General features: G+C 69.6%; 20 protein-coding genes and 1 tRNA gene. 11 read left to right on the top strand and 10 right to left on the bottom strand.

Going from position 1 to position 19,682, the window contains the following annotated elements; translation table 11 throughout:
- Window positions 1-66 precede the first annotated feature (66 nt).
- The 4 genes from LX88_RS18630 to LX88_RS18615 all read left to right on the top strand — a co-directional run bounded on the left by LX88_RS18630 (window position 67) and on the right by LX88_RS18615 (window position 4,119).
- Complete coding sequence (locus LX88_RS18630; protein ID WP_258949036.1) at window positions 67-1,710, top strand: bifunctional 3'-5' exonuclease/DNA polymerase; 1,644 nt, start codon at window positions 67-69, stop codon at window positions 1,708-1,710.
- Window positions 1,711-1,822: 112 nt separating this feature from the next.
- On the top strand, window positions 1,823-3,205 hold the full coding sequence (locus LX88_RS18625) for a carbohydrate-binding protein (RefSeq protein WP_258949035.1): 1,383 nt from the start codon (window positions 1,823-1,825) through the stop codon (window positions 3,203-3,205).
- Window positions 3,206-3,261: 56 nt separating this feature from the next.
- Window positions 3,262-3,333: transfer RNA gene (locus tag LX88_RS18620), tRNA-Val, on the top strand.
- Between the two features lie 144 nt (window positions 3,334-3,477).
- Window positions 3,478-4,119 carry a helix-turn-helix domain-containing protein gene (locus LX88_RS18615; RefSeq protein ID WP_258949034.1) on the top strand — a complete coding sequence of 214 codons (642 nt, stop codon included), beginning with the start codon at window positions 3,478-3,480 and terminating at the stop codon, window positions 4,117-4,119.
- Here LX88_RS18615 and LX88_RS18610 read toward each other — a convergent pair.
- Window positions 4,101-4,928 (bottom strand): prenyltransferase/squalene oxidase repeat-containing protein, encoded by an 828-nt coding sequence (locus LX88_RS18610; RefSeq protein WP_258949033.1) that lies wholly within the window; start codon window positions 4,926-4,928, stop codon window positions 4,101-4,103. The two genes, LX88_RS18615 and LX88_RS18610, sit on opposite strands and share 19 nt — an antisense overlap.
- 147 nt (window positions 4,929-5,075) lie before the next feature.
- On the opposite strand from LX88_RS18610, the gene LX88_RS18605 reads away from it, so the two are divergent.
- From LX88_RS18605 to LX88_RS18590, 4 genes are read left to right on the top strand one after another with little or no spacing between them, the layout of a single operon-like run.
- Complete coding sequence (locus tag LX88_RS18605) at window positions 5,076-5,501, top strand: hypothetical protein (RefSeq protein ID WP_258949032.1); 426 nt, start codon at window positions 5,076-5,078, stop codon at window positions 5,499-5,501.
- Window positions 5,502-5,517: 16 nt separating this feature from the next.
- Window positions 5,518-6,093, top strand: a complete 576-nt coding sequence (locus LX88_RS18600; protein ID WP_258949031.1) for a DUF3558 domain-containing protein — start codon at window positions 5,518-5,520, stop codon at window positions 6,091-6,093.
- 4 nt (window positions 6,094-6,097) lie between these two features.
- Window positions 6,098-7,438, top strand: coding sequence for a PPE domain-containing protein (locus LX88_RS18595; protein ID WP_258949030.1), 1,341 nt, complete (start codon window positions 6,098-6,100; stop codon window positions 7,436-7,438).
- Window positions 7,439-7,447: 9 nt separating this feature from the next.
- On the top strand, window positions 7,448-8,230 hold the full coding sequence (locus tag LX88_RS18590) for an ESX secretion-associated protein EspG (protein WP_258949029.1): 783 nt from the start codon (window positions 7,448-7,450) through the stop codon (window positions 8,228-8,230).
- Between the two features lie 61 nt (window positions 8,231-8,291).
- On the opposite strand, the gene LX88_RS18585 is transcribed toward LX88_RS18590, so the two are convergent.
- From LX88_RS18585 to LX88_RS18550, 8 genes are all read right to left on the bottom strand, one after another.
- Window positions 8,292-9,452, bottom strand: coding sequence for a lactate 2-monooxygenase (locus LX88_RS18585; protein WP_258949028.1), 1,161 nt, complete (start codon window positions 9,450-9,452; stop codon window positions 8,292-8,294).
- A gap of 13 nt (window positions 9,453-9,465) precedes the next feature.
- Window positions 9,466-9,837: a VOC family protein gene (locus LX88_RS18580; protein WP_258949027.1), complete on the bottom strand. Its 372-nt coding sequence runs from the start codon at window positions 9,835-9,837 to the stop codon at window positions 9,466-9,468.
- 10 nt (window positions 9,838-9,847) lie between these two features.
- On the bottom strand, window positions 9,848-12,001 hold the full coding sequence (gene secD / locus LX88_RS18575; RefSeq protein WP_258949026.1) for a protein translocase subunit SecD: 2,154 nt from the start codon (window positions 11,999-12,001) through the stop codon (window positions 9,848-9,850).
- A gap of 41 nt (window positions 12,002-12,042) precedes the next feature.
- Window positions 12,043-12,366, bottom strand: coding sequence for a hypothetical protein (locus LX88_RS18570; RefSeq protein ID WP_258949025.1), 324 nt, complete (start codon window positions 12,364-12,366; stop codon window positions 12,043-12,045).
- Window positions 12,366-13,316: a tetratricopeptide repeat protein gene (locus LX88_RS18565; RefSeq protein WP_258949024.1), complete on the bottom strand. Its 951-nt coding sequence runs from the start codon at window positions 13,314-13,316 to the stop codon at window positions 12,366-12,368. The genes LX88_RS18570 and LX88_RS18565 overlap by 1 nt, the downstream gene beginning before the upstream one ends.
- Before the next feature lie 44 nt (window positions 13,317-13,360).
- Entirely contained in the window at window positions 13,361-14,788 is a 1,428-nt protein-coding gene (rox, locus tag LX88_RS18560) for a rifampin monooxygenase (protein ID WP_258949023.1), read from the bottom strand.
- A 142-nt stretch (window positions 14,789-14,930) separates the two neighbouring features.
- Window positions 14,931-15,323 (bottom strand): NUDIX hydrolase, encoded by a 393-nt coding sequence (locus LX88_RS18555; protein ID WP_258949022.1) that lies wholly within the window; start codon window positions 15,321-15,323, stop codon window positions 14,931-14,933.
- Window positions 15,324-15,413: 90 nt separating this feature from the next.
- Window positions 15,414-15,995 carry an FMN-dependent NADH-azoreductase gene (locus LX88_RS18550; protein WP_258949021.1) on the bottom strand — a complete coding sequence of 194 codons (582 nt, stop codon included), beginning with the start codon at window positions 15,993-15,995 and terminating at the stop codon, window positions 15,414-15,416.
- A gap of 82 nt (window positions 15,996-16,077) precedes the next feature.
- Between LX88_RS18550 and LX88_RS18545 the strand changes: the two genes are divergently transcribed.
- Window positions 16,078-16,551: a MarR family winged helix-turn-helix transcriptional regulator gene (locus tag LX88_RS18545; RefSeq protein WP_258949020.1), complete on the top strand. Its 474-nt coding sequence runs from the start codon at window positions 16,078-16,080 to the stop codon at window positions 16,549-16,551.
- Window positions 16,552-16,556: 5 nt separating this feature from the next.
- Here LX88_RS18545 and LX88_RS18540 read toward each other — a convergent pair whose 3' ends face one another.
- On the bottom strand, window positions 16,557-17,744 hold the full coding sequence (locus LX88_RS18540) for an NAD(P)/FAD-dependent oxidoreductase (protein ID WP_258949019.1): 1,188 nt from the start codon (window positions 17,742-17,744) through the stop codon (window positions 16,557-16,559).
- A 175-nt stretch (window positions 17,745-17,919) separates the two neighbouring features.
- Between LX88_RS18540 and LX88_RS18535 the strand changes: the two genes are divergently transcribed.
- Window positions 17,920-18,120 (top strand): hypothetical protein, encoded by a 201-nt coding sequence (locus LX88_RS18535; RefSeq protein WP_258949018.1) that lies wholly within the window; start codon window positions 17,920-17,922, stop codon window positions 18,118-18,120.
- Between the two features lie 53 nt (window positions 18,121-18,173).
- Window positions 18,174-19,673 (top strand): AMP-binding protein, encoded by a 1,500-nt coding sequence (locus LX88_RS18530; RefSeq protein ID WP_258949017.1) that lies wholly within the window; start codon window positions 18,174-18,176, stop codon window positions 19,671-19,673.
- Window positions 19,674-19,682 lie beyond the last annotated feature (9 nt).

The following is a 19,682-nucleotide window of genomic DNA, read 5'->3' as shown; positions in this document are numbered from 1 at the left end:
TACCTGCGAGGGCGTCGGTTTCACCCTGGACTGAAATTGTCAGACCTCCCCGGCACAATCGGGGACGTGCTGGTCGCCCTCGTCATCGACGCTGACGGCGCCGGCCGGTGGCAGAAGCTGCACGACGACGGGACTCCGGCGGGTCCCGCGATGACGGCTTCGTCGCCGGCCGCCGCCGTCGCGTCGCTGGAGCGCGCCCACAGACCGCGCTGGGTCTGGGCGGACACGTCCGAGGTCTACCCCGTGCTGCTCGCCGCCGGGGTGCGCGTCGACCGGTGCTGGGACCTGCACCTGACCGAGGCGCTGCTGCTCGGCGTGGAGGGCCGGCACCGCGAGCCGAAGGAGCTCGCGGGTGCGTTGGCGCGGGTGCTCGGGCTGCCCGCGCCGGCCGACGCCGGGCCGCCCAAGAAGGACGACGCGCTGACGTTGTTCGGGCCGGATCCGGTGGTGCTGCCGGCCGGCACCGACCCGCTGGCCGCGTTGTCGCTGGTTTTCCGCGCGCAGCAACGGAATCCGGCGCTGGGACTGCTGATCGCGGCCGAGTCGGCGTCGGCGCTGGTGGCCGCGGAGATGACGCACCACGGGTTGCCGTGGCGCGAGGACGTGCACAACAGGCTGCTGGAGGAGGTCCTCGGGCCGCGTCCGGCTCCCGGCCAGCGCCCGAAGTTGTTGCAGGACCTGGCGGATGAGATCCAGGAGGCGTTCGGCGGCCGGGAGATGAACCCGGACGCGCCGGCCAGCATCGTCCGCGCGTTCGCCCGCGCGGGCATCGAGGTGCCGTCCGCACGGCGGTGGGTGTTGAAGAAGGTCGACCACCCCGCGGTGAAACCTTTGCTGGACTACAAAGAGCGTGCACGGCTGTGGGTGGCGCACGGCTGGTCGTGGCTCGACACGTGGGTCGAGGACGGGAGGTTCCGGCCGGACTACGTCGTGGGCGGCGTCGTCACCGGGCGCTGGGCGTCGCGAGGCGGAGCCGCGTTGCAGATCCCGCGGCTGATGCGGCAGGCGGTGATCGCCGACGACGGCTGGTGCCTCGTCGCGGCGGACGCCTCGCAGCTCGAACCGAGGATTCTCGCTGCCCTGTCAGGGGATCCGCGGCTGACCGAGGTCTGCGGCGACGACGACCTCTACGCGGCGCTGGCGGAGGACTCGTTCAAGGGCGAGCGGCCGCGGGCGAAGATCGCGATGCTGTCGGCGATGTACGGCGGCACGTCCGGTGAGGCCGGGCCGCTGCTCGCCGTGCTGCGCAAGAGGTTCCCGGTCGCGGTCGGTTATGTGGAGGACGCCGCCAGGGCCGGCGAGCAGGGCCGGATGGTGCGCACGCGGCTGGGCCGCACGTCGCCGACGCCGTCCGCGGCGTGGCAGGAGCTGACCGGGGGCGCCGACGACTCCGGCGAGTCGTCGAGCTCGTCGCGGCAGGCGGCGCGCAACTGGGGTCGGTTCACCCGGAACTTCGTGGTGCAGGGCAGCGCGGCGGACTGGACGGCGGCGTTGCTGGGCGTGCTGCGGGGAAGGCTGCCCGCCGACGCGCACCTGGTGTTCTTCCAGCACGACGAGGTGCTGGTGCACTGCCCGCGCGCCGATGCCGACGCGGTGGTCGAGGCGATCGCCGCGGCCGGGCGCGAGGCGACGCGACTGCTGTTCGGCGAGACATCGGTGCGCTTCCCGATGAACGCGGTGCCCGTGACCTGCTACGCCGACGCGAAGTAAGTCCGAACGAGACGGTTCGCCTCGGGTCGTTGGTCCGAACGGGCGCTTGCTCTTACGCCGTGAGAGCGCTCTCATAAATGGACTGCACCCGTGACAAGGAGGTCACCCGCGCATGAGGCAACGACGCCGCATCCTGGCGGCCACGACAGCTCTTATTGCCGCGGTACCCCTGGCGATCGCCGCCATGTCCGCCAACGCCGCTATCCCACCCCCTGCCCCGGGATGGACGCAGGTGTGGGGTGACGACTTCAACGGTTCCAACGGATCGCTGCCGTCGAGCGCCAACTGGATCATCGACACCGGCCACGGTTACCCCGGCGGACCTGCCAACTGGGGCACCGGGGAGATCCAGAACTACACGAACAGCACGAACAACCTGAAGCTCGACGGCAACGGCAACCTGCGCATCACCGCCCTGAAGGACGGCGGGGGCGGCTGGACGTCGGCGCGCATCGAGACCCAGCGCTCGAACTTCAAGCCCGCGGCCGGCGGCAAGCTCGCCATCGAGGGTCGCATCCAGATGCCGAACGTCACGGGCGAGGCAGCCCTGGGCTACTGGCCCGCGTTCTGGACCCTCGGCGCGCCGTACCGCGGCAACTACTGGAACTGGCCGGGCATCGGCGAGTTCGACATCATGGAGAACGTCAACGGCATCAACTCCGTCTGGGGCGTGCTGCACTGCGACGTCGCTCCCGGCGGTGCCTGCGGCGAGTTCACCGGCATCGGCAACTCGCGGACGTGCCCCGGCTCGTCCTGCCAGTCCGCCTTCCACACCTACCGCTTCGAGTGGGACGACGCCGCGAAGACGTTCACGTGGTTCGTCGACGGCCAGTCCTTCCACCAGGTGACGCAGGCCCGTGTCGGCGTCAACGTGTGGAACGCGATGACGTCGCACGCGGGGCACTTCATCCTGCTCAACCTCGCGATGGGCGGCGCGTTCCCGAACGCGCTGAACAACAACCAGCCGACCCCTGTCGCGGCCACCCAGTCCGGGCACTCGATGGTCGTGGACTACGTGGCCGTGTACTCGGCTGGCGGCGGGTCCACCACTCCCCCGACGACCACGACCACGACGTCGAACCCCGGCGGCGGGGGTTCCGCGTACAGCGAACTGCAGGCGGAGAACGCCTCGGAACGCTCCGGTGGTTCGGTGGCGCCGGGGGATGGTGGCTCCGGCGTGCACCAGATCGCGAACGGCGGCTACCTGAAGTTCTCCGGCGTGAACTTCGGCTCCGGCCCGGCCCGGCAGTTCCTCGCCAGGGTCGCCTCCGGTGCCGGAGGCGGGGTGAGCGGCCTGGTCGAAGTGCGGCTCGGCTCGCGCACGGCCACTCCGGCGGGTTCGTTCGCGGTCGGCAACACCGGTGGGTGGGACGCGTGGAGAACGATCCCCGCGAACATCTCGAACATCTCGGGCACCCACGACGTGTACGTGACGTTCACGAGCGGCCAGCCGGCGGCTTACGTGAGCGTGAACTGGGTGAAGTTCGGCCTCTGACCCCCTGCGTGCGCGCCGGGGAGAGTTCGTCCGCTAAGATGTCATCCGTACGACACGGATGATTAGCTCAGCGGGAGAGCACTACCTTGACACGGTAGGGGTCACTGGTTCAATCCCAGTATCGTCCACTCCACTCGGAGCGAGTTGTGTTCGCGGAAAGCGCGAACCTGCTCGCTCCGTTGTGTTTTCCGGGGGTGCAACCCCCAGACCCCGCCCGGCGGGCTTCGCCCCCGTACCCCCAGCCGTGGTCGCGCTGGAGGTACGGTCGGGCTGTGTACGCCGAACGTCCCGCTCCCGCGGGTCTGGCTTGCCTGTGGACGCGCACGGTGTCATCGCAGACCGTGCAGCGCGTGGTGCCGGACGGGTGCACGGACCTGATGTGGACACCCGCGTCCGGCGCGCTGTACGTGGCCGGTCCGGACACCTCGGCTCAGCTCGCCACCGTCGCTCCCGGCACGTTGTACGGGGTGCGGTTGCCGCCCGGAGCGTTCCCGTCGGTGTTCGGGGTGCCCGCGCACGCCGTCCGGGACCTGCGGGTGCCGCTGTCCGAGCTCGTTCCTTCGGCTCGGCTCGACTCCTTCTCGGACATGGTGTCGTTCTGCGCTTCGCGAGTGGTCGTCGATCCTGCTCTGGCAGCGACCGCGTCGTTGCTGCGGTCCGGTGACGTCGGCACGGTCGCGTGGGAGATCGGGCTGAGCGCACGTCAGCTGCGGCGGCGGTGCCTGGACGCGTTCGGCTATCCACCCAAGGTGTTGCAGCGGGTGCTGCGCTTCGACGCGGCGCTGCGGCTGGCTTGGAAGGGTGTGCCGTTCTCGGCCGTGGCATTCGAGGCGGGTTACGCGGACCAGGCGCACCTGGCCCGCGAAGTGCGTGCGTTGGCCGGCGTGCCCCTCGGTCAGCTGATCCGGCCGTAGCGGCGCAGCGTCAGCAGTGCGTCGACCGTGGCGATGGAACGCCATTCGAAGTCCACGATCGGGGTGAAGGCGGCGAAGCCGAAGGTCCAGCCGCCGTCCTCCTGCTGGCCGTTCTGGAGCTCGTCGAGGTCCTTGCCGAACTCGTCGTCGGTGAACCACGCGCGGGCGAGGCTGGTGGGCTTCTGCGCGTACATGTGCAGGTCCAGGCCTTCGCCCTCAGCGTATCCCTCGGTGCTCGGCTTGAGGTGCCCGAGCCTCTCGGCGGCCAGTTCGGCGCGGGCGCGGTCCGGCACCTCGTCCAGGAACATCGCCGCTGCTCGCAGCTCGTACGGGTGGGTGTTCTCGAGCTTCTCGATCTCCTGCCAGCAATAGCCGGTCGCCTTGTCGAGCCACGGGTCCGTCGTTCCGAGCGCGTGGAGGGCGGCGGCGATCTGGGCCGTGAGGAGAAGTCCGCCCTGGTCGTCGGCGGCGACCCACGGCGCCTTCGGATGGTCCTTCGAGGTGGACATGCCGAACGGGACACTGCCGTCCGGGCAGGTGTCGTTCAGCCAAGTCAAGATCGATTCAGCATGCTCGGGGGCGCCGACCTCGCCGAACACCTGGAGCGCGCGCAGAGCGTGCAACGGCTGGCTGGTGGGCCCGCGGTGATCGGGTTCGAGCCCGTAGCCGTAACCGCCGTCGTCGTTGCGGTAGGCCAGCACCGCCTGGACCACGTGCTCGGCCTTCCCGCCGTCGAAGGCGTGCTCGAACCAGCGTTGTTCCAGCGTGCGGGCGTTGCGCCAGAGGAAGGTCCTCGCTTGCTCGATCATGCCCCGAACCTATGCCGCTCGCGGTGCGCGGTCTTGAACGAATCGGCCATGTGACCTGATCTGCTGATTCGTTCGCCTCCGCAGGGAACCGGTCCTATGCGAAAATCCTCTGACAGGGGTGTGGAGTTCTGAGGGGAGCTGGCCAGGATGCTGATGTTCGACGCACTCGTACCCGTGAAGACCGCCGGGGCCGTGGGCAAGAGTATCGGTGCAGCCGTGGGTGCCGCGGCGGGAGCAGCCGCCGGTGCGGGCAGTGGCGGGGTCGCGAAATTCAGCGTCGACCCTGAGCAGGCCCAGAAGATGATCGACGGTCTGAAGCTCGCCATTGAGAAGCTGATCGATCTGAGGGACAAGTCCGACGAAATCCAGGCTTCGGGCGCTCCTGGTCCAGATCCCTACAGCGGCTACGCGACGCTCGCGATGCGCAAGACGGCAGGTGGAGAGCCCGGCGGATACCTGTGGGCGAACCAGGAGGCGCAGAAGGCGCTGGAACAAACTGTCAAGAACATCGAGAAGGCCCTTGCCGAGTATCGGGCCACCGACGATGCGGCGAAGTCCGCGATGAAGGGCTGACACGATCTTGAAGCGCATGACCGCCCTGCTCACCGCTGTACTCGCGTTCGGTGCACTGGCGGGGTGCACGGCCTCCCAGACCGGCGGCAATCCCACCACGGCGCAGTCGGCCGGTACCAAGCAGACGAGCAGCGAGCCCACGAGCGACGGGCCCGATGCCGGACTCAGCATCGCCAAGTACGTGAGCAACCCTTGCAGCATCCTCACCGCGAGCCAGGTGACGACGCTCGGTTCTGTACGAGCACCTGAGCCCGGCACTGGCGAACTCGGCCCCAACTGCGTGTGGAGGGGTCAGGACGTCATCAAGAACTCGAAGTACACGGTGCACACGACCGAAAACAAGTCCTTCGAGGACATCATCAACAACGTTAAGGCCAACCCGGTCTTCACCGACAAGAAGATCGACGGTGTGAGGGTCATCTCCACCAGTCAGACCGACGCGTCGACCGGTTGCCTGACCACGCTCCAAGCCTCGAAGACCGACTCGGTCACGGTGCAGGTCGCCACAGCGGCGGACGAGCGTGCGGCCAAGCCCGCCTGCACGGAGACCGAGCGCGTCGCGCAACTGATTATCACAAACTTGAAGGGGTAGCGAGATGGCTGGGGATGAGCCGAACATCGCTGGTTTCGCCATTCTTCCCTTCGCGGGTGGCGAAACCATCTACAAGTGGTTCGAGAACGGCAGCGGTCCGAGCCAGAGCACCGCGATCGCCTCGCAAGGCTGGCGTGATCTCTCGACCGGCCACGGAGACGTCGCCCAGCTGATCGAGAAAGCCGTACGCGACTCCGGTGCCGCGTGGGAGGGGTCCGCAGGTGACGCGGCGCGTGGTGGGACTTCACCGCTCGCGACGTGGGCCACGGTCACGGGCGATTCGGCAACTCAGGCAAGCACGACCGCCGACACGGTCGGCAGCGCGTACGCCGACGCCAAGAACTCGATGTCCAAGCCACCGTCGGTGCCGGACAAGCCGTTCCTGAACGACTACCGCCCGTGGGACACGGACTACGACAAGGCGCTCGAGCAAAACCAGCAGGTCAGCGAGCAGAACATCCGGGCGTTCAACCAGTACGCCGGAGCCGTCAACGCGAGCATGAGCAACCAGCCGACGTTCATCGCGCCGACCGCCAACGACGGGTCCGTCGAACAGCAGCCGGGTGGCGACCACATGATCGACAGGGTCGGGATGCAGACCCAGCCGCCGCCCAGCATCGGCACGCCTCCCGGCGGTGGGGGCGACCGCATCGGTGGCGGCCCTGACGGCAGCGGCACGGACCTGTCCGGCTCGAGGCCGCCCGGCGGCGATGACACCAGCACGGCCGGCGTGAACGACCCCAAGTTCACCCCTCCGCCCACCGACATCGGCCGTCCGCGGCCCGACATCGGCGTTCCGACCTTGCCGCCGGACGGCGTGTACAACCCGAACGACCCGCGCAGGCCCGGTGGTCCGCTCGATCCCAACAACCCGCGCAGGCCTGGCGGTCCGCTCGACCCCAACAACCCGCGCAACCGTCCCGGCGGCCTCGGCGGACCCGGTGGACCCGGCGGCGGTGGTGCCGGTGGTGGCGCCGGCGGCGGTCGTGGTGGTGGCGCCGGTGGCGGTGTCGGTGGTGGGCCCGGTGGTGGTGGCCTCGGTGGTGCCGCTGCGGCCAAGGGCATGGGCGGACCTGGCGGTATGGGCGGCGGCTTCGGTGGCGCGGCCGGTGTCACCGGTGACGGTCGTGGTGGCGCTGGTGGCTTCGGGCCGTCCGGTGCCGGTGCCGCGGGTGCCGCCGGTCGTGGTGGCGCCGCGGGCATGGGTGCCGGCGGTATGGGCGCCGGTGGTGGGCGTGGTGAAGGTGCTGAGGACTCGGAGCACAAGTCCGCGTCGTACCTTCAGGAGACCGAAGACATCTTCGGCGATGGAACGATGGTCGCTCCGCCGGTCATCGGCGGATAAGGGGGAAACGTGCTGCGGAGCAGGGTCGCCATCCCTGTCACGGCGCTCTACCAGGCGTGGCAGGCCGCGGGCCTGCCGACGATGCACCGTGCGCTGCTCGCTCAGGTCGACTTCGACGAGGACCTCCTCGAGTCGGGTGACGTGAGCGAGCTCGAACGGTTGCAGCGGTCGGCGTGGGCGCAGCTCGAGCAGTACGGGCTCGCGCGCGGCGGTCAGATACACCCGGACCTGACGAACGCGCTGCGGCTCGTGGTCGAGGCCGGCGTGGAGTACTGGGCGTTCTTCAGCCTGAAGGACGGCCCGCAGCAGAGCGTGCTGGTCGTGTCGAACGGCCAGGACGCGCTGCGGATCCTGCTCACGCCGGACCAGCAGTTCGTGCTCGAACCGGTGCGGGCGGAAGAGGCTCCGCAGGCGTTGATCGGCGCCCTGCCGCCCACGCCGGCGGGCAGGGGCAACCCGATCACGCTGCCCGAGGAGGCGCTGCAGCAGAAGCGGCCGCAGCCGTCCTACGAGGACACCGGCTCGTTCCTGCAGCAGAGCCGGCCGACGAGCACGCCGAACGACCAGCTCGTCGCGCAGCTCAACGAGATCATGAGCCAGCCGCGCACCGGTGGCGGTCAGGTCTTCTCGGCCAAGCGCGACCACCTGGGCCGCAAGCAGCGTTGCGTCAACCCGCTGACGTTCATCGACACGCCGAGCGGGCGCTACCTCGCGGCCAAGAGCGACGGCTGGCTGCGGGTGCAGCCGGCCGACTTCGGCACGTTGACGCGGATGACCGCGACGATGCCGTAAAAGAACGTAAAAGGACGCCACGAAGGCCGGGTCGCAGCTGCTGCGACCCGGCCTTCGTCGTTCAGGAGAACCGCAGCGCGTCCGGCCCCAGGTCGGCCGGGCTGCGGTGACCCGACAGCCCGAGCGTCAGGTCGAAGTCCGCGAGCAGGCTGCGCAGCACGTGCCGCACGCCGACCTGGCCGCCGTGCGCCAGTCCGTACGCGAAGGGCCGCCCGACCATCACGGCCTTGGCCCCCAGCGCCAGCGCCTTCACGATGTCGGCGCCGGTGCGGACGCCGGAGTCGAACAGCACGTCGACCTGCTCCCCCACCGCCTCGACGATGGACGGCAGCGCGTCCAGCGACCCGACGGCACCGTCGACCTGGCGCCCGCCGTGGTTGGAGACGACGACACCGTCCATTCCGTACTCGACGGCCTTGCGCGCGTCGTCGGCGTGCTGGATTCCTTTCAGGACGATCGGCCCGTCCCAGTGCTCGCGCAGGAACGAGAGCTGGTCCCACGACTTGTCGGTGCCGGTGAACAGCTGCACCCACCGCAGGATCGCCATCGGCAGGTCCTCCTCGGGCGACTTCTGCAGCCCGGCGCGGAAAACCGGGTCGCTGAACGGGATCGCCGTGCCGACCGCGCGCAGGAACGGCAGGTAGGCCTGGTCGAGGTCGTGCGGCCGCCACGCCAGCGTCCACGTGTCCAAGGTGACGACCAGCGCCGTGTACCCGGCCTTGCGCGCCCGGTCCAGCAACGACGCGCACACGTCGGGGTCGTTCGGCCAGTAGAGCTGGTACCAGCGCGGCCCGTCACCGGACGCTTCGGCGACCTCCTCGATGGTGTGCGAGGAGGCGGTCGACAACACCATCGGCACGCCGAGCTCGGCGGCGGCCCGTGCGGTCGCCAGCTCACCGTCCGGGTGCAGGATCGACTGCACGCCAACGGGTGCGAGCATCACCGGCGCCGGCAGCTCAGTGCCGAGGACCGAGACACCCAGATGCCGTTCGGTCGCGTTGGTCAGCATGCGCGGCACGATCCGCACGCGGTCGAACGCCTCACGGTTCGCCCGCACGGTGGCGCCCGAACCAGCGCCTCCCGCCACGTACCAGAACGGGCCCGGTCCCAGCCTGTCGCGCGCGGACTGCTCCAGCGCGTCGGGATCGGTGGTGAACGGCGGCACGGCGCCACCGAGCCCCTGCAGGTAGATCTCGTTCTGGTACGCGGCGAAGGAGGTCATGCCGCCTACTTTGCTACGAAGCGAGCTGCACTAGGAAGAACTCGTTGCCGAAAGGATCGCTGAACCAGGTGGCCCGATCACCCCACGGCATGGTCTCCGGCTCGCCCTTCACCGTCACCCCCTCCGCCACGAGCCGAGCAACGTCTCCGTCGATGTCGTCGGTGATCAGCGAGATCCCGCAGCCCATCGCGAACGAGACGTTGGGCGCGTCCGCCTGCGACAGCGCGAACGCCGTCTGGGCGCCGGGAGGAGCGACAGTCAGCCAGCGCATGCCGGCCTCGGTGCTGTCCTGCCGCTTCTGCCAGCCCAGCACGTCCACGTAGAAGCCCAGAGCCTCGTCGAGATCGCGGACGTTGACGGTGGTCGAGTGCACATGAGTGATCATGCGCAGAACGCTAGGCGTGTGCCCCCACCGGGCGCTTCTTCGAAACCGCTCGCCTGGGCCAGCGCGACTCCAGCCAGATCGCCACGGGTGCGGCGGTGACCACTGTGGACAGCGTGCCGGCGATGAGGCCGATCAGCAGTGCGATCGCGAAGTTGGCCAGGGAGCCGTCGCCGAGCACCAGCAACGCCGCCAGGACGAAGAGCACGCCGAGGCCGGTGTTCACGGTGCGCGGCACGGTTTGGACGACCGCGTCCGACACGACATCCGGGTACAAGGCCTTCAGGCGGGAACCTCGTAGTTCGCGGAGGCGGTCGAAGACGACCACCGAGTCGTTGACCGAATAGCCGATCACGGTCAGCAGGGCCGCCAGGAACACGCCGTCGGCCGTCTTGCCCATCCACGCGAACACGCCGATGAGCACGAGGACGTCACTGAGCAGCGCGGCCACCGTGGCGAGGCCGAGGCGCCAGTCGAAGCGCACGGCCAGGTAACCCAGCTGGGCGGCTACGGCGATGGCCAGGCCGATCACGGCGTTGCGGCGCAGTTCTGAGGACAGCGACGGGCCGATGAGCTCGTTGCTGGACTGGCGGGCGCCGCCGTCGACGGCCGACGAGACGACCTCGCCCAGGCGAGCGGAGGTGGCGTCGTCGATCGGGGCCGTGCGCAGGGAGACCTCGTTGCCCGACGACGAGACGACCACGTCGGGGAAGCCCGCGTCCGCCAGGGCGGTGCGCACTCGGCCGGGGTCGATGGAACCGCCCGCGGTGAAGTCGAGCATGCGGCCGCCGGTGAACTCGACGCCCAGGTTCAGACCCCGCGCGAAGAGACCCGCGAACGCCACCAGCACCACGGCACCGGCACTGATCAGCCACAACGACGGGCGGCGGTACAGCACGACGGACAGGCGCCGGCGGACGAAACCGAGGGTGTGCAGGCCGCTCAGACGCGGCCGCTTGGCGACGAAACGGGTGCCGAGCGCCCACACGACGAGCACGCGGGAGAGCACCAGGGCGCTGAACATCGACGCCAGCACACCGATGGTCAGGGTGACGCCGAAGCCGCGGACCGGACCCGTGGCCAGCCAGAACAGCAGACCGGCTGCCAGCAGCGTCGTCACGTTCGAGTCGGCGATCGCGCTCAGAGCGCCGCGGAAACCACTCTCCGAGGCACGCCGGAGGTTGGGTTTCCTGGCGTACTCCTCGCGGGCCCGTTCGAAGATCAGGACGTTCGCGTCCACCGCCATGCCGATCGCCAGCACGAAGCCGGCCAGGCCCGGCAAGGTCAGCGTCGCCCCCACGGCCAGCAGCCCGGCGTACGCGACGCCCGCGTAGCCGACCAGTGCGACCACGGCCAGGAACCCGGCGAGCCGGTAGGCGAACATCAGGAACAGCGAGGTCAGGGCGATGCCGATGATCGCGGCCTGGGCGCTGGCCTCGATCGCCTCGGCGCCCAGGGTCGCGCCGACGGTGCGCTGTTCGATCACCTCGACCGGCACCGGCAGCGCGCCGGAACGAACGACGAGGGCGAGTTCCTTGGCTTCCGCCTGGGAGAAACGGCCGGTGATGGTGGTCGAGCCGCCTGCCTGACCGGCGCCGCAGGGCGTGTCGAGGCTGACCTCGGGGGACGAGATCGGCTTGCCGTCCAGCACGAACGCGATCTGCCGGCCGGGGGTGCCGGACTGCTCGCAGGCCGCCTCGCCGGTGACCTTCTGCCACTTCGCCGGGGCGTCGCCCTGGAACTGGATGTTGACCACGAAACCCGCGCCCTGCGGGTTGCGCGCGGACTGGGCGTCGGAGATGCCCTCGCCGGTCATGACGGTCTGGCCGCCCCGCTGCACCGTGAGCTGCGCGGTCTGACCGAGGACCTTCACGGCCTCCTGCGGGTCCTGGACGCCGGGCAGTTCGACGACGATGCGGTTCTCGCCGGAGCGGGCGATCACCGGCTCGGCGACGCCCAACGCATCCACGCGACGCCTGAGCACCTCCAGCGAACGGTCGGCGGCGTCGGCGTCGCCCTTGGCTTCGAGAACGATCTGGGTTCCGCCCCGAAGGTCGAGACCGAGGCGGGGATCAGAGGTGAGCAGCAGGAAAGCGGAGGCGACGAGGACGCCGAGCGCTATGAGTGCGCGCACGAGCAGCCCTCGTCGCGCGTTGTCGCGCGACATGGGTGAGAAGACCTTCCGGAGTGGGTTGCTGGAGGAGGGATTCAGCGACCGGAAGGCGGTGAACGAGCGGGCTGGGGCGTCCAGCGGAGGCCGTCGGGGGTGCGGTGCACGCGCTGGGCGAAGGCGACGACGAACCGGAGCGGCATCGTCGGCTTCGCGACCGGCGGCACGTCGGAGGCCACCTGGGCCTGCGGGACCTGGGCGGCGTTCGGGTTGTGCGGCTTGGGCGCGGTGACCGGCAGGTTCGCGAAGTCGTGACCGTGCCGGATGACGGAGCCAGAGGCGTCGGGCTCGGCGGGCGCGGCGACGATGAACAGCTGCCCGAGGAACAGCAGGAACGCGAGCGCGACCGCGTTGCGACGCATCACCGCTTCCTGCCTCCACCGACGTAGACGAGCGCTCCCCCCACGACAGCGCACAACCAGGAAAGCACAAGTGGCTGCATCGTCGTAGCCCCGAAGAACAAAGCGACGGTCCAGCCGAGCAGGACGAGGGCCGAAACGGCGAGCAGGGACACCGTCACGGCGAGCTTGCGCAGGCTGAAGAGGAGCTTGAACGGACGCAGCCGCAGCGCCACGACCAGGCAGCACAGCAGCAGCGCGCCGGTGAAGAAGCCCAGGTAGGGCGTCGGCCGGGGCATGCCGGCGATCAACCCGAGTAAACCGCCGCCGATCAACAGCAACGAGAGCGTGCGCAGCGCACGCCACACCTGCACCTTGTTCAACTGCAGCGGCGTGGGCTTGGACGAACGCCGCCGTTGCACGGTCGCGAGGTTCGCCTTGGAGTCCGCGTCGGACGGGTCGAGCTTGATCGCCGAGCGGTACGCGTGCTCGGCGGTGCCCCAGTCGCGCATCCGCAGGGCCGCGTCGCCGAGCACCTGGAACGCCCGCGCCTCGGTCGGTGCGAGCTGGGAGGCGTGCAGGGCCGAGTCGAACGCCTCGACGGCGCCGTCCGGGTTGTCGGCCAGGACCTCGGCGAGCACGACGTAGCAACGCCAGTCGCCTGGCTTGCGCCGCACGGACTCGCGCGCCGCGACCGCGGCCTCCTGGTGCCGGCCGAGGTCGCTCAGCGCCAGTGCCGCCAGCCGCTGAGGCCAGGCGGGCTCGCCGTCGAGGACCATCGCGCGCTTGGCCGAGTCGAGGGCCTGGTCCGCCTCACCCAGGTCGAGGTGGGCGCCGGCGAGCCGGCACCACGCCTCGGCGTGCCGGGGGTTCGCCGCCACGAGGGGCCGCAACAGGTCGATCGCCTGCCGCGGCTTCCCCGAGGCGGTGAGGTCGGCTGCTCGTAAGAGCACCGCTGTCATCGGCTCGGACACGCCGCCCAGTGTGACAAGCTCCCCCGGCCCTCGAACGGGTGACCTCAGCGAGCCGTCCCGAACCAGCGGGTCAGCTCCCGCTGCAAGCCCTCCTGGTCCTCGCCGACCCATGCCACGTGGCCGTCCGGCCGCAGCAGCGCCGCGGGCGCGTCCAGGTCCTCGGTGACGTCGACGACGTGGTCGACCCGGTCCGCCCAGCCGGCGGCCGACAGCGTCCCGGCCTGGTCGAGCAGGATGCCGCGACCGGCGTGCATCTGGGCGTAGAGACCGCCGCGCTTGAGCGCGAGGTCACCGATCCGCCGTCCCACCAGGTCGTTCTCCGAGCCGAGGTCGTACCGGACCGAGACGGCGATGATCTTCTCGATCAGGTACCGGTTGACCTCCTCGAACTGCACCAGCTCGGTGAGCAGCCGCCGCACGGACTGCGGGCCGGGCTCGACCTTCATCAGCTCGATCTGCGCGCGGGTGTTGTTGAGCACCTCCTCGGCCACCGGGTGCCGTTCGGCCTCGTAGCTGTCCAGCAACCCCTCCGGAGCCCACCCGTGCACCGCCGCGGCGAGCTTCCAGCCCAGGTTGAACGCGTCCTGCACGCCGAGGTTGAGACCCTGGCCGCCGGTCGGCGGGTGGACGTGGGCCGCGTCGCCCGCGAGGAACACGCGGCCGGACCGGTAGCGCTCGGCCTGCCGGGTGGCGTCGCCGAACCGGGACGTCCACCGCGCCGAGTGCACGCCGAAGTCGGTCCCGGCGATCTTGACGAGCTGCTCCTTGAAGTCCTCCAGAGTCGGCTTGACCGCCCGGTCCTCGTTCACGCCCTCCGCGGGCACGATGACGCGGTACGTCGCGGTGCCGCCGATCGGGCCGATGCCGAAGCGCTTGTGCGTCTTGCGGACCTCCAGCATCAGCGGCAGCGCCTCCTCCCACGGGATGCCGATCTCCATCTCGCCCAGCAGCGTCTCCACCCGCGACGGCTCGCCGGGGAAGTCGATGCCGGCCAGCTTCCGCACCGTGCTGCGGCCGCCGTCGCACCCGACCAGGTACCGCGCCCGCAACGAGGTGCCGTCCGCCAGTTCGACGGTCACGCCGTCGTCGTCCTGGCTGAACGCGGTCACCGTGCTGCCACGCCGGATCTCGGCGCCGGTATCGACGGCGTGTTCGGTGAGCAACCGTTCGATGTGAGGCTGCGGCAGGCCGAGGACGACCGGGTACTTGGTGTCCAGCCGTTCCGGCGCGGGCTTGTCGATGCCCGCGAAGAACCCGGCGAGCGGATGCGTCGTGCCCGCCTCCAGGAACCGGTCGGCGATGCCTCGCTGGTCCAGCACCTCGATGCTGCGGGCGTGCAGGCCGAGCGCCCGGACGACCTCGGTCGGCTCCGGGTCCCGTTCCAGCACCACCACGCCCACGCCGTGCAGCCGCAGTTCTCCAGCCAGCATCATGCCGGTCGGTCCACCGCCGGCGATGATGACGTCGATCATGGAGTTTTCCCCATTTCCCCAGGTAGATCACGTTGGCTGGGAAATGATGGAGTACACCCGGGGTCTTGTGGCAAGACCCCGGGTGCGCTATATGTTGAAGTGGGAGGAGAGCAGCGCTCTCCTCTTTCGCCGTTTCAGAGGGTCAGAGAAGAAGCCCTGCCTCATTCAGGTGGGCGAAGATGATCCGGTCGACCGGCGAGATCCGGTCCGCGTCGGCGGTGGTCAGCCAGGCGAGTTCCTCGATCTCGGCCGATGCCACCGGTTCCCCGTCGAACGACGCGGTGTAGCAGGTCATCCGCACGGTCACCCCCGACGTGTGGCCGTGCGCCTGGGCCTCGAACGTCCCCACGTGCTGCGCCGACGCCGCGTCGACCTCGACGGACAGCTCCTCGCGGATCTCGCGCACGAGCGTCTCGACGTCGGACTCCCCCGGCTCGCGCTTGCCGCCGGGCAGGTAGTACGTGTCCTTGCCCGCCGACCGGGTGCCGAGCACGCGGCCGTCCTTGAGGTAGATCCAAGCCACCTTGTCGATCACGCGACCGACGATAGTGCTGTGACCGCAATCGTCACCACGATGCACCCGTCTGAGGACTGCAAGACGCGGCAACGGTTGGCGGTCACAGCACTAAGCGCTGGCGAGTTCCTTGACCACGCGGTGCGCGTCGGCCAGCGACTCCACGGCGAGCTCGCGGAACTGGTGCATCTGCGGCACCACGTCCGCCAGGGTCAGCTCGGCGTGCACGAACTCCAGGTTCTGGTCGAGGCCGACCATCGACAGCACGGCGCGCAGGTACGGCTCCTGGAAGTCGAAGCCCGCTCGCGGCGTGCCCGGCTTGTACGAACCGCCGCGGGCCGTCACGACGACAACGCGCTTGCCGCCCCACGCGAACGTGCCGTCCTCACGGGCGAAGTTCGCGGAGGTCGCGACCTGGTCGATCCAGGCCTTCAGCGTCGACGGGATCGAGAAGTTGTACATCGGCGCGCCGATGAGGATCACGTCGGCGGCGTCGACCTCGGCGATCAGGCCTGCGGCGATGCCCTGGTCCGTGCCGTCCTTGTGCGGGATCGGCGACGCGTGCAGATCGCGGTAGGTGTAGCCGGAGCCGGGGTTCGCGGCACGCCAGCTCTCCGCGAACGCGCTGGAGACCTCGCGGGTCACGGAGCCCTCGTACCGAATGCTCGTGTCGATGTGAAGCAGATTGGTCATACCCGGAACATACGAGCGAAGAACTTCCGAGTCAAGATGTTCTTAGCCGAGAACATCTCTTCCGGGATGTAGGATGGGACACATGGAGGAGCAGCCGGAGATCGTCGAAGCCTGCTTGGAGAAGTGGGATTTCAACTGGTTGCTGCACCGCGCCACCCAGCGCGTCGGTGGCGCGTACGCCGAGGAGATCGCGAAGTTCGGGATCTCGTTGCGCGGCCAGCTGGTGTTGCAGGCCCTCGCCAACGAGGAGGTCCAGCGCACCCAGCTCAAGCTCGGCGCGATGCTCGGCCTCGACAAGACCACGCTCACCAGCGAGCTCGACAAGCTGGAGCGGAGCGGCCTGGTCCTGCGCGTCCCCGATCCCAGCGACCGGCGCGTGCGCACACCGGTGATCACCGACAAGGGCCGGGAACTGCAGAAGGAGGCGGGTGACGCGCTCGCCGAGGTCGAACGCGCCTTCCGCTCCCGCTTCTCCCCCGAGGAGATGGCGATCATCCGCAAGGCCCTGCAGGACCTCTCGCGCGGCGAGGGTCCGATGCACGGCTCCTGCATCTAGACGACTTAGACGAGAGCGCCCAGGTCCGCCTCGCGCAGCTGCTCCGGCGTCACGGTCGCCTGCGCGTCCACGAGCGCCTTCAACGCCGTGCCGTGGTCCCAGACGTTGACGTTCATCGCCGCCCGCAGCCGTCCGTCGCGCAGCCAGAACGCGATGAACTCCCGCGACGCGATGTCGCCGCGCACGACCAGCTCGTCGTCCGGGCCCGCGAGGCCGCGGTACTCCATGCCCAGGTCGTACTGGTCGGTGAAGAAGTACGGCGACTTCACGTAAGGGTCGTTCAGCCCGATCAGCGACCCCGCCACGTGCGTGCCCTGGTCCTTCGCGTTCGCCCAGTGCTCGACGCGGACGCGGTGGCCGTAGCGCGGGTGGTCCTGCGCCGCGACGTCGCCGGCCGCGAAGACGTCGGGAGCGGACGTGCGCAACGTGGCGTCGACCGCGATGCCACCGTCCTTCAGCTCCAGACCGGCGGCTTCGGCCAGCTCGAGTCGTGGTGCCGCTCCCACGGCCAGCACCGTGACGTCCGGGATCAGCTCGGTGCCGTCGTCCAGGCGCACACCGGACGGCGAGAAGCTCGAGACACCGGTGCCCAGCTTGAACTCCACGCCGTGTTCCTCGTGCAGGCCGCGGAACGTCGCGCCCATCTCGGTACCCAGCACGCGCACCAGCGGTTCGGCCAGCGGGTCGACCACCGTGACGCGGCAGCCGTGGGTGCGGGCGGCGGACGCGACCTCGCAGCCGATCCAGCCCGCACCGATGATCACGACGTGCCGGCCCTCGCGCAACGCCGACTTCAGCGCGAGCGAGTCGTCGAGCGTGCGCAGCACATGTCCTTGGGCGCCAGGCAGAACGCGCGGCCGCGAGCCGGTCGCGAGCAGGAGCCGGTCGTAGGGACGCACCGCTCCATCCGAGTCCACGACCGTGTGGTCGCCGGGCCGCAGCTCCAGTGCGGACACTCCGAGCTGGAGGTCGATGTCGTTGTCGGAGTAGAAGCCCGGCTCGTGCACCCACGCGGGTTCCGCGGCCTTGCCGAGCAGCACGTCCTTGGACAGCGCGGGAAGTTCGTACGGGCGGTGGAGTTCGGTGCCGAACATGGTGATCTTGCCGCCGTAGCCGCGGTCCCGGAGCGCTCCCGCCGCGGAGGCACCGGCGAGGCCCGTACCGACGATCACAATGCGTTGCGGTTCCGCCATCTTCACCCCTTCAGGTGACCTGGTCTCGTCCCACGTGCGACGCTATCCGCAGCTCGGCGCGGTCGCCGAACGGAGAACGCCGAACCTCCGTCATGACCGGCGGTGACCCGCGTCTCTCTGACGCTAGCGCCGGAACACCGGGCCGGTGCACCGAGTGAGCTGGAGGAAGAAACCCGTGGGAGCCCAAGAGGAGTGGCAGGTGAGCTGCCGCGACATCGCTTCGCGCCGACGGGACATGACGGTGTTCGTCAGCCAGGGGCACGTAGTGATCACCGTGCCGCCGGGAGAGGCCGCCGTGCTGACACCACTGGAGGTCGGCCGTCTGCGGGCGGCGCTGCGCGACGCCGTGGTGAGCGCGTCCAACACCGACGTGTGACCGCCGTCACACAGCTACCTACTCGCTAGTAGGTAGCTGGCAGAGTGGGTCGCATGGTGACCCGCGTGCTGCTGACCCTGGTCAAAGCCGGAGTGATCCGGCCGTTGGGCCCGCGAGGGCTCGCCGGCACCGTGCGCGGGTTTTTGCACTGGAACATCACGCTCGCGTGGGGCTACCAGACGGGCGCGGGACGGCACCCGGACCGCGCGGCGATCATCGACGACGACGGCGTGCTCACGTACGCGGAAGTCGACGAGCGCACGAGCAGGCTCGCGCACGCCTTCCGTCCCGGAGAACGCGTCGGCCTGCTGTGCCGCAACGGCCGCGCCTTCATCGAGACGATGACCGCGTGCACGAAGATCGGCGCGGACGCCGTGCTGCTCAACACCAGCCTGAGCGGCGGGCAGCTGGCCCAGGTCGCCCAGGACCAGGAGATCGACAGGATCGTCGCCGACCGCGAGTTCGCCGACGTCCTGCCCGGCCTGCCGGTGTTCTTCACCGACGAGCTCGAGTCGCTGATCGCCAACGGGCCCACCAGCTCACTCCCCCGCAGGCCCCCGCGCGGCCGGCTGATCATCCTCACGTCCGGCACCACCGGCACGCCGAAGGGCGCCCGCAGGCCGGAACCCGCGAGCCTCGCACCCGCCGCCGCGCTGCTGTCCCGGATCCCGTTGCGGCACGGCGACGTCATCTCCATCACCTCCCCGCTCTTCCACGCCTGGGGCCTCGCCGCGTTCCAGCTCGGACTCGTCCTCGGTGCCACCCTGGTGCTGCGCCGCAGGTTCGACCCGGCGCAGGCGTTGAAGGACGCCGACAGGTGCACCGCGATGTTCGTGGTTCCCGTGATGCTGCAACGCATGCTGGAGGTGGGACATCGGCCGAAGCTGCGGATCATCGCGTCCAGCGGCTCCTCCCTCCCACCGAAGGTCGCCGCCCGCACGCTGGAGGAGTTCGGCCCCGTCCTCTACAACCTCTACGGCTCAACGGAAGTGAGCTGGGCGAGCATCGCCACACCCGAGGAGATGCTGCGCGAGCCGGGCACGGCGGGACGACCGCCGCTCGGCACCAGACTGGCCATTGTGGACGGCCAGGGCGAACCCGTGGCGCCGGGTGAGACCGGGCGGATCTTCGTCGGCAACGAGATGCTGTTCGACGGCTACACCAACGGCACCAGCAAGGAGTCGCTGAACGGCCTGATGTCGACCGGCGATCTCGGCTACCTCAAGGACGGCTTGCTGTTCGTCGCCGGCCGCGACGACGAGATGATCGTCTCGGGTGGCGAGAACGTCTACCCGCACGACGTCGAGGACCTCCTCTCGACGCTGGACGGCGTCACGGAGGTGGCGGTGCTCGGCGTGCCGGACGAGGAGTGGGGCCAGCGCCTCGCCGCGTTCGTCGTCGGCGCAAAAACCCTGACGGCCGAACACATACGTGAACATGTGAAGGCGAATCTCGCGCGTTACTCCGTTCCCCGGGATGTTTTCTTCGTCAACGAGTTGCCGCGCAACGCAGCCGGAAAAGTGTTGAAACGTCAACTCAGGGAGCACCACTAGGCTCAGCCT

This window comes from Lentzea californiensis, assembly GCF_024648825.1.
In the GTDB taxonomy this organism is placed as follows: Bacteria; Actinomycetota; Actinomycetes; order Mycobacteriales; family Pseudonocardiaceae; genus Lentzea; species Lentzea californiensis.
This window is presented reverse-complemented; position numbering and strand designations above follow the sequence as displayed.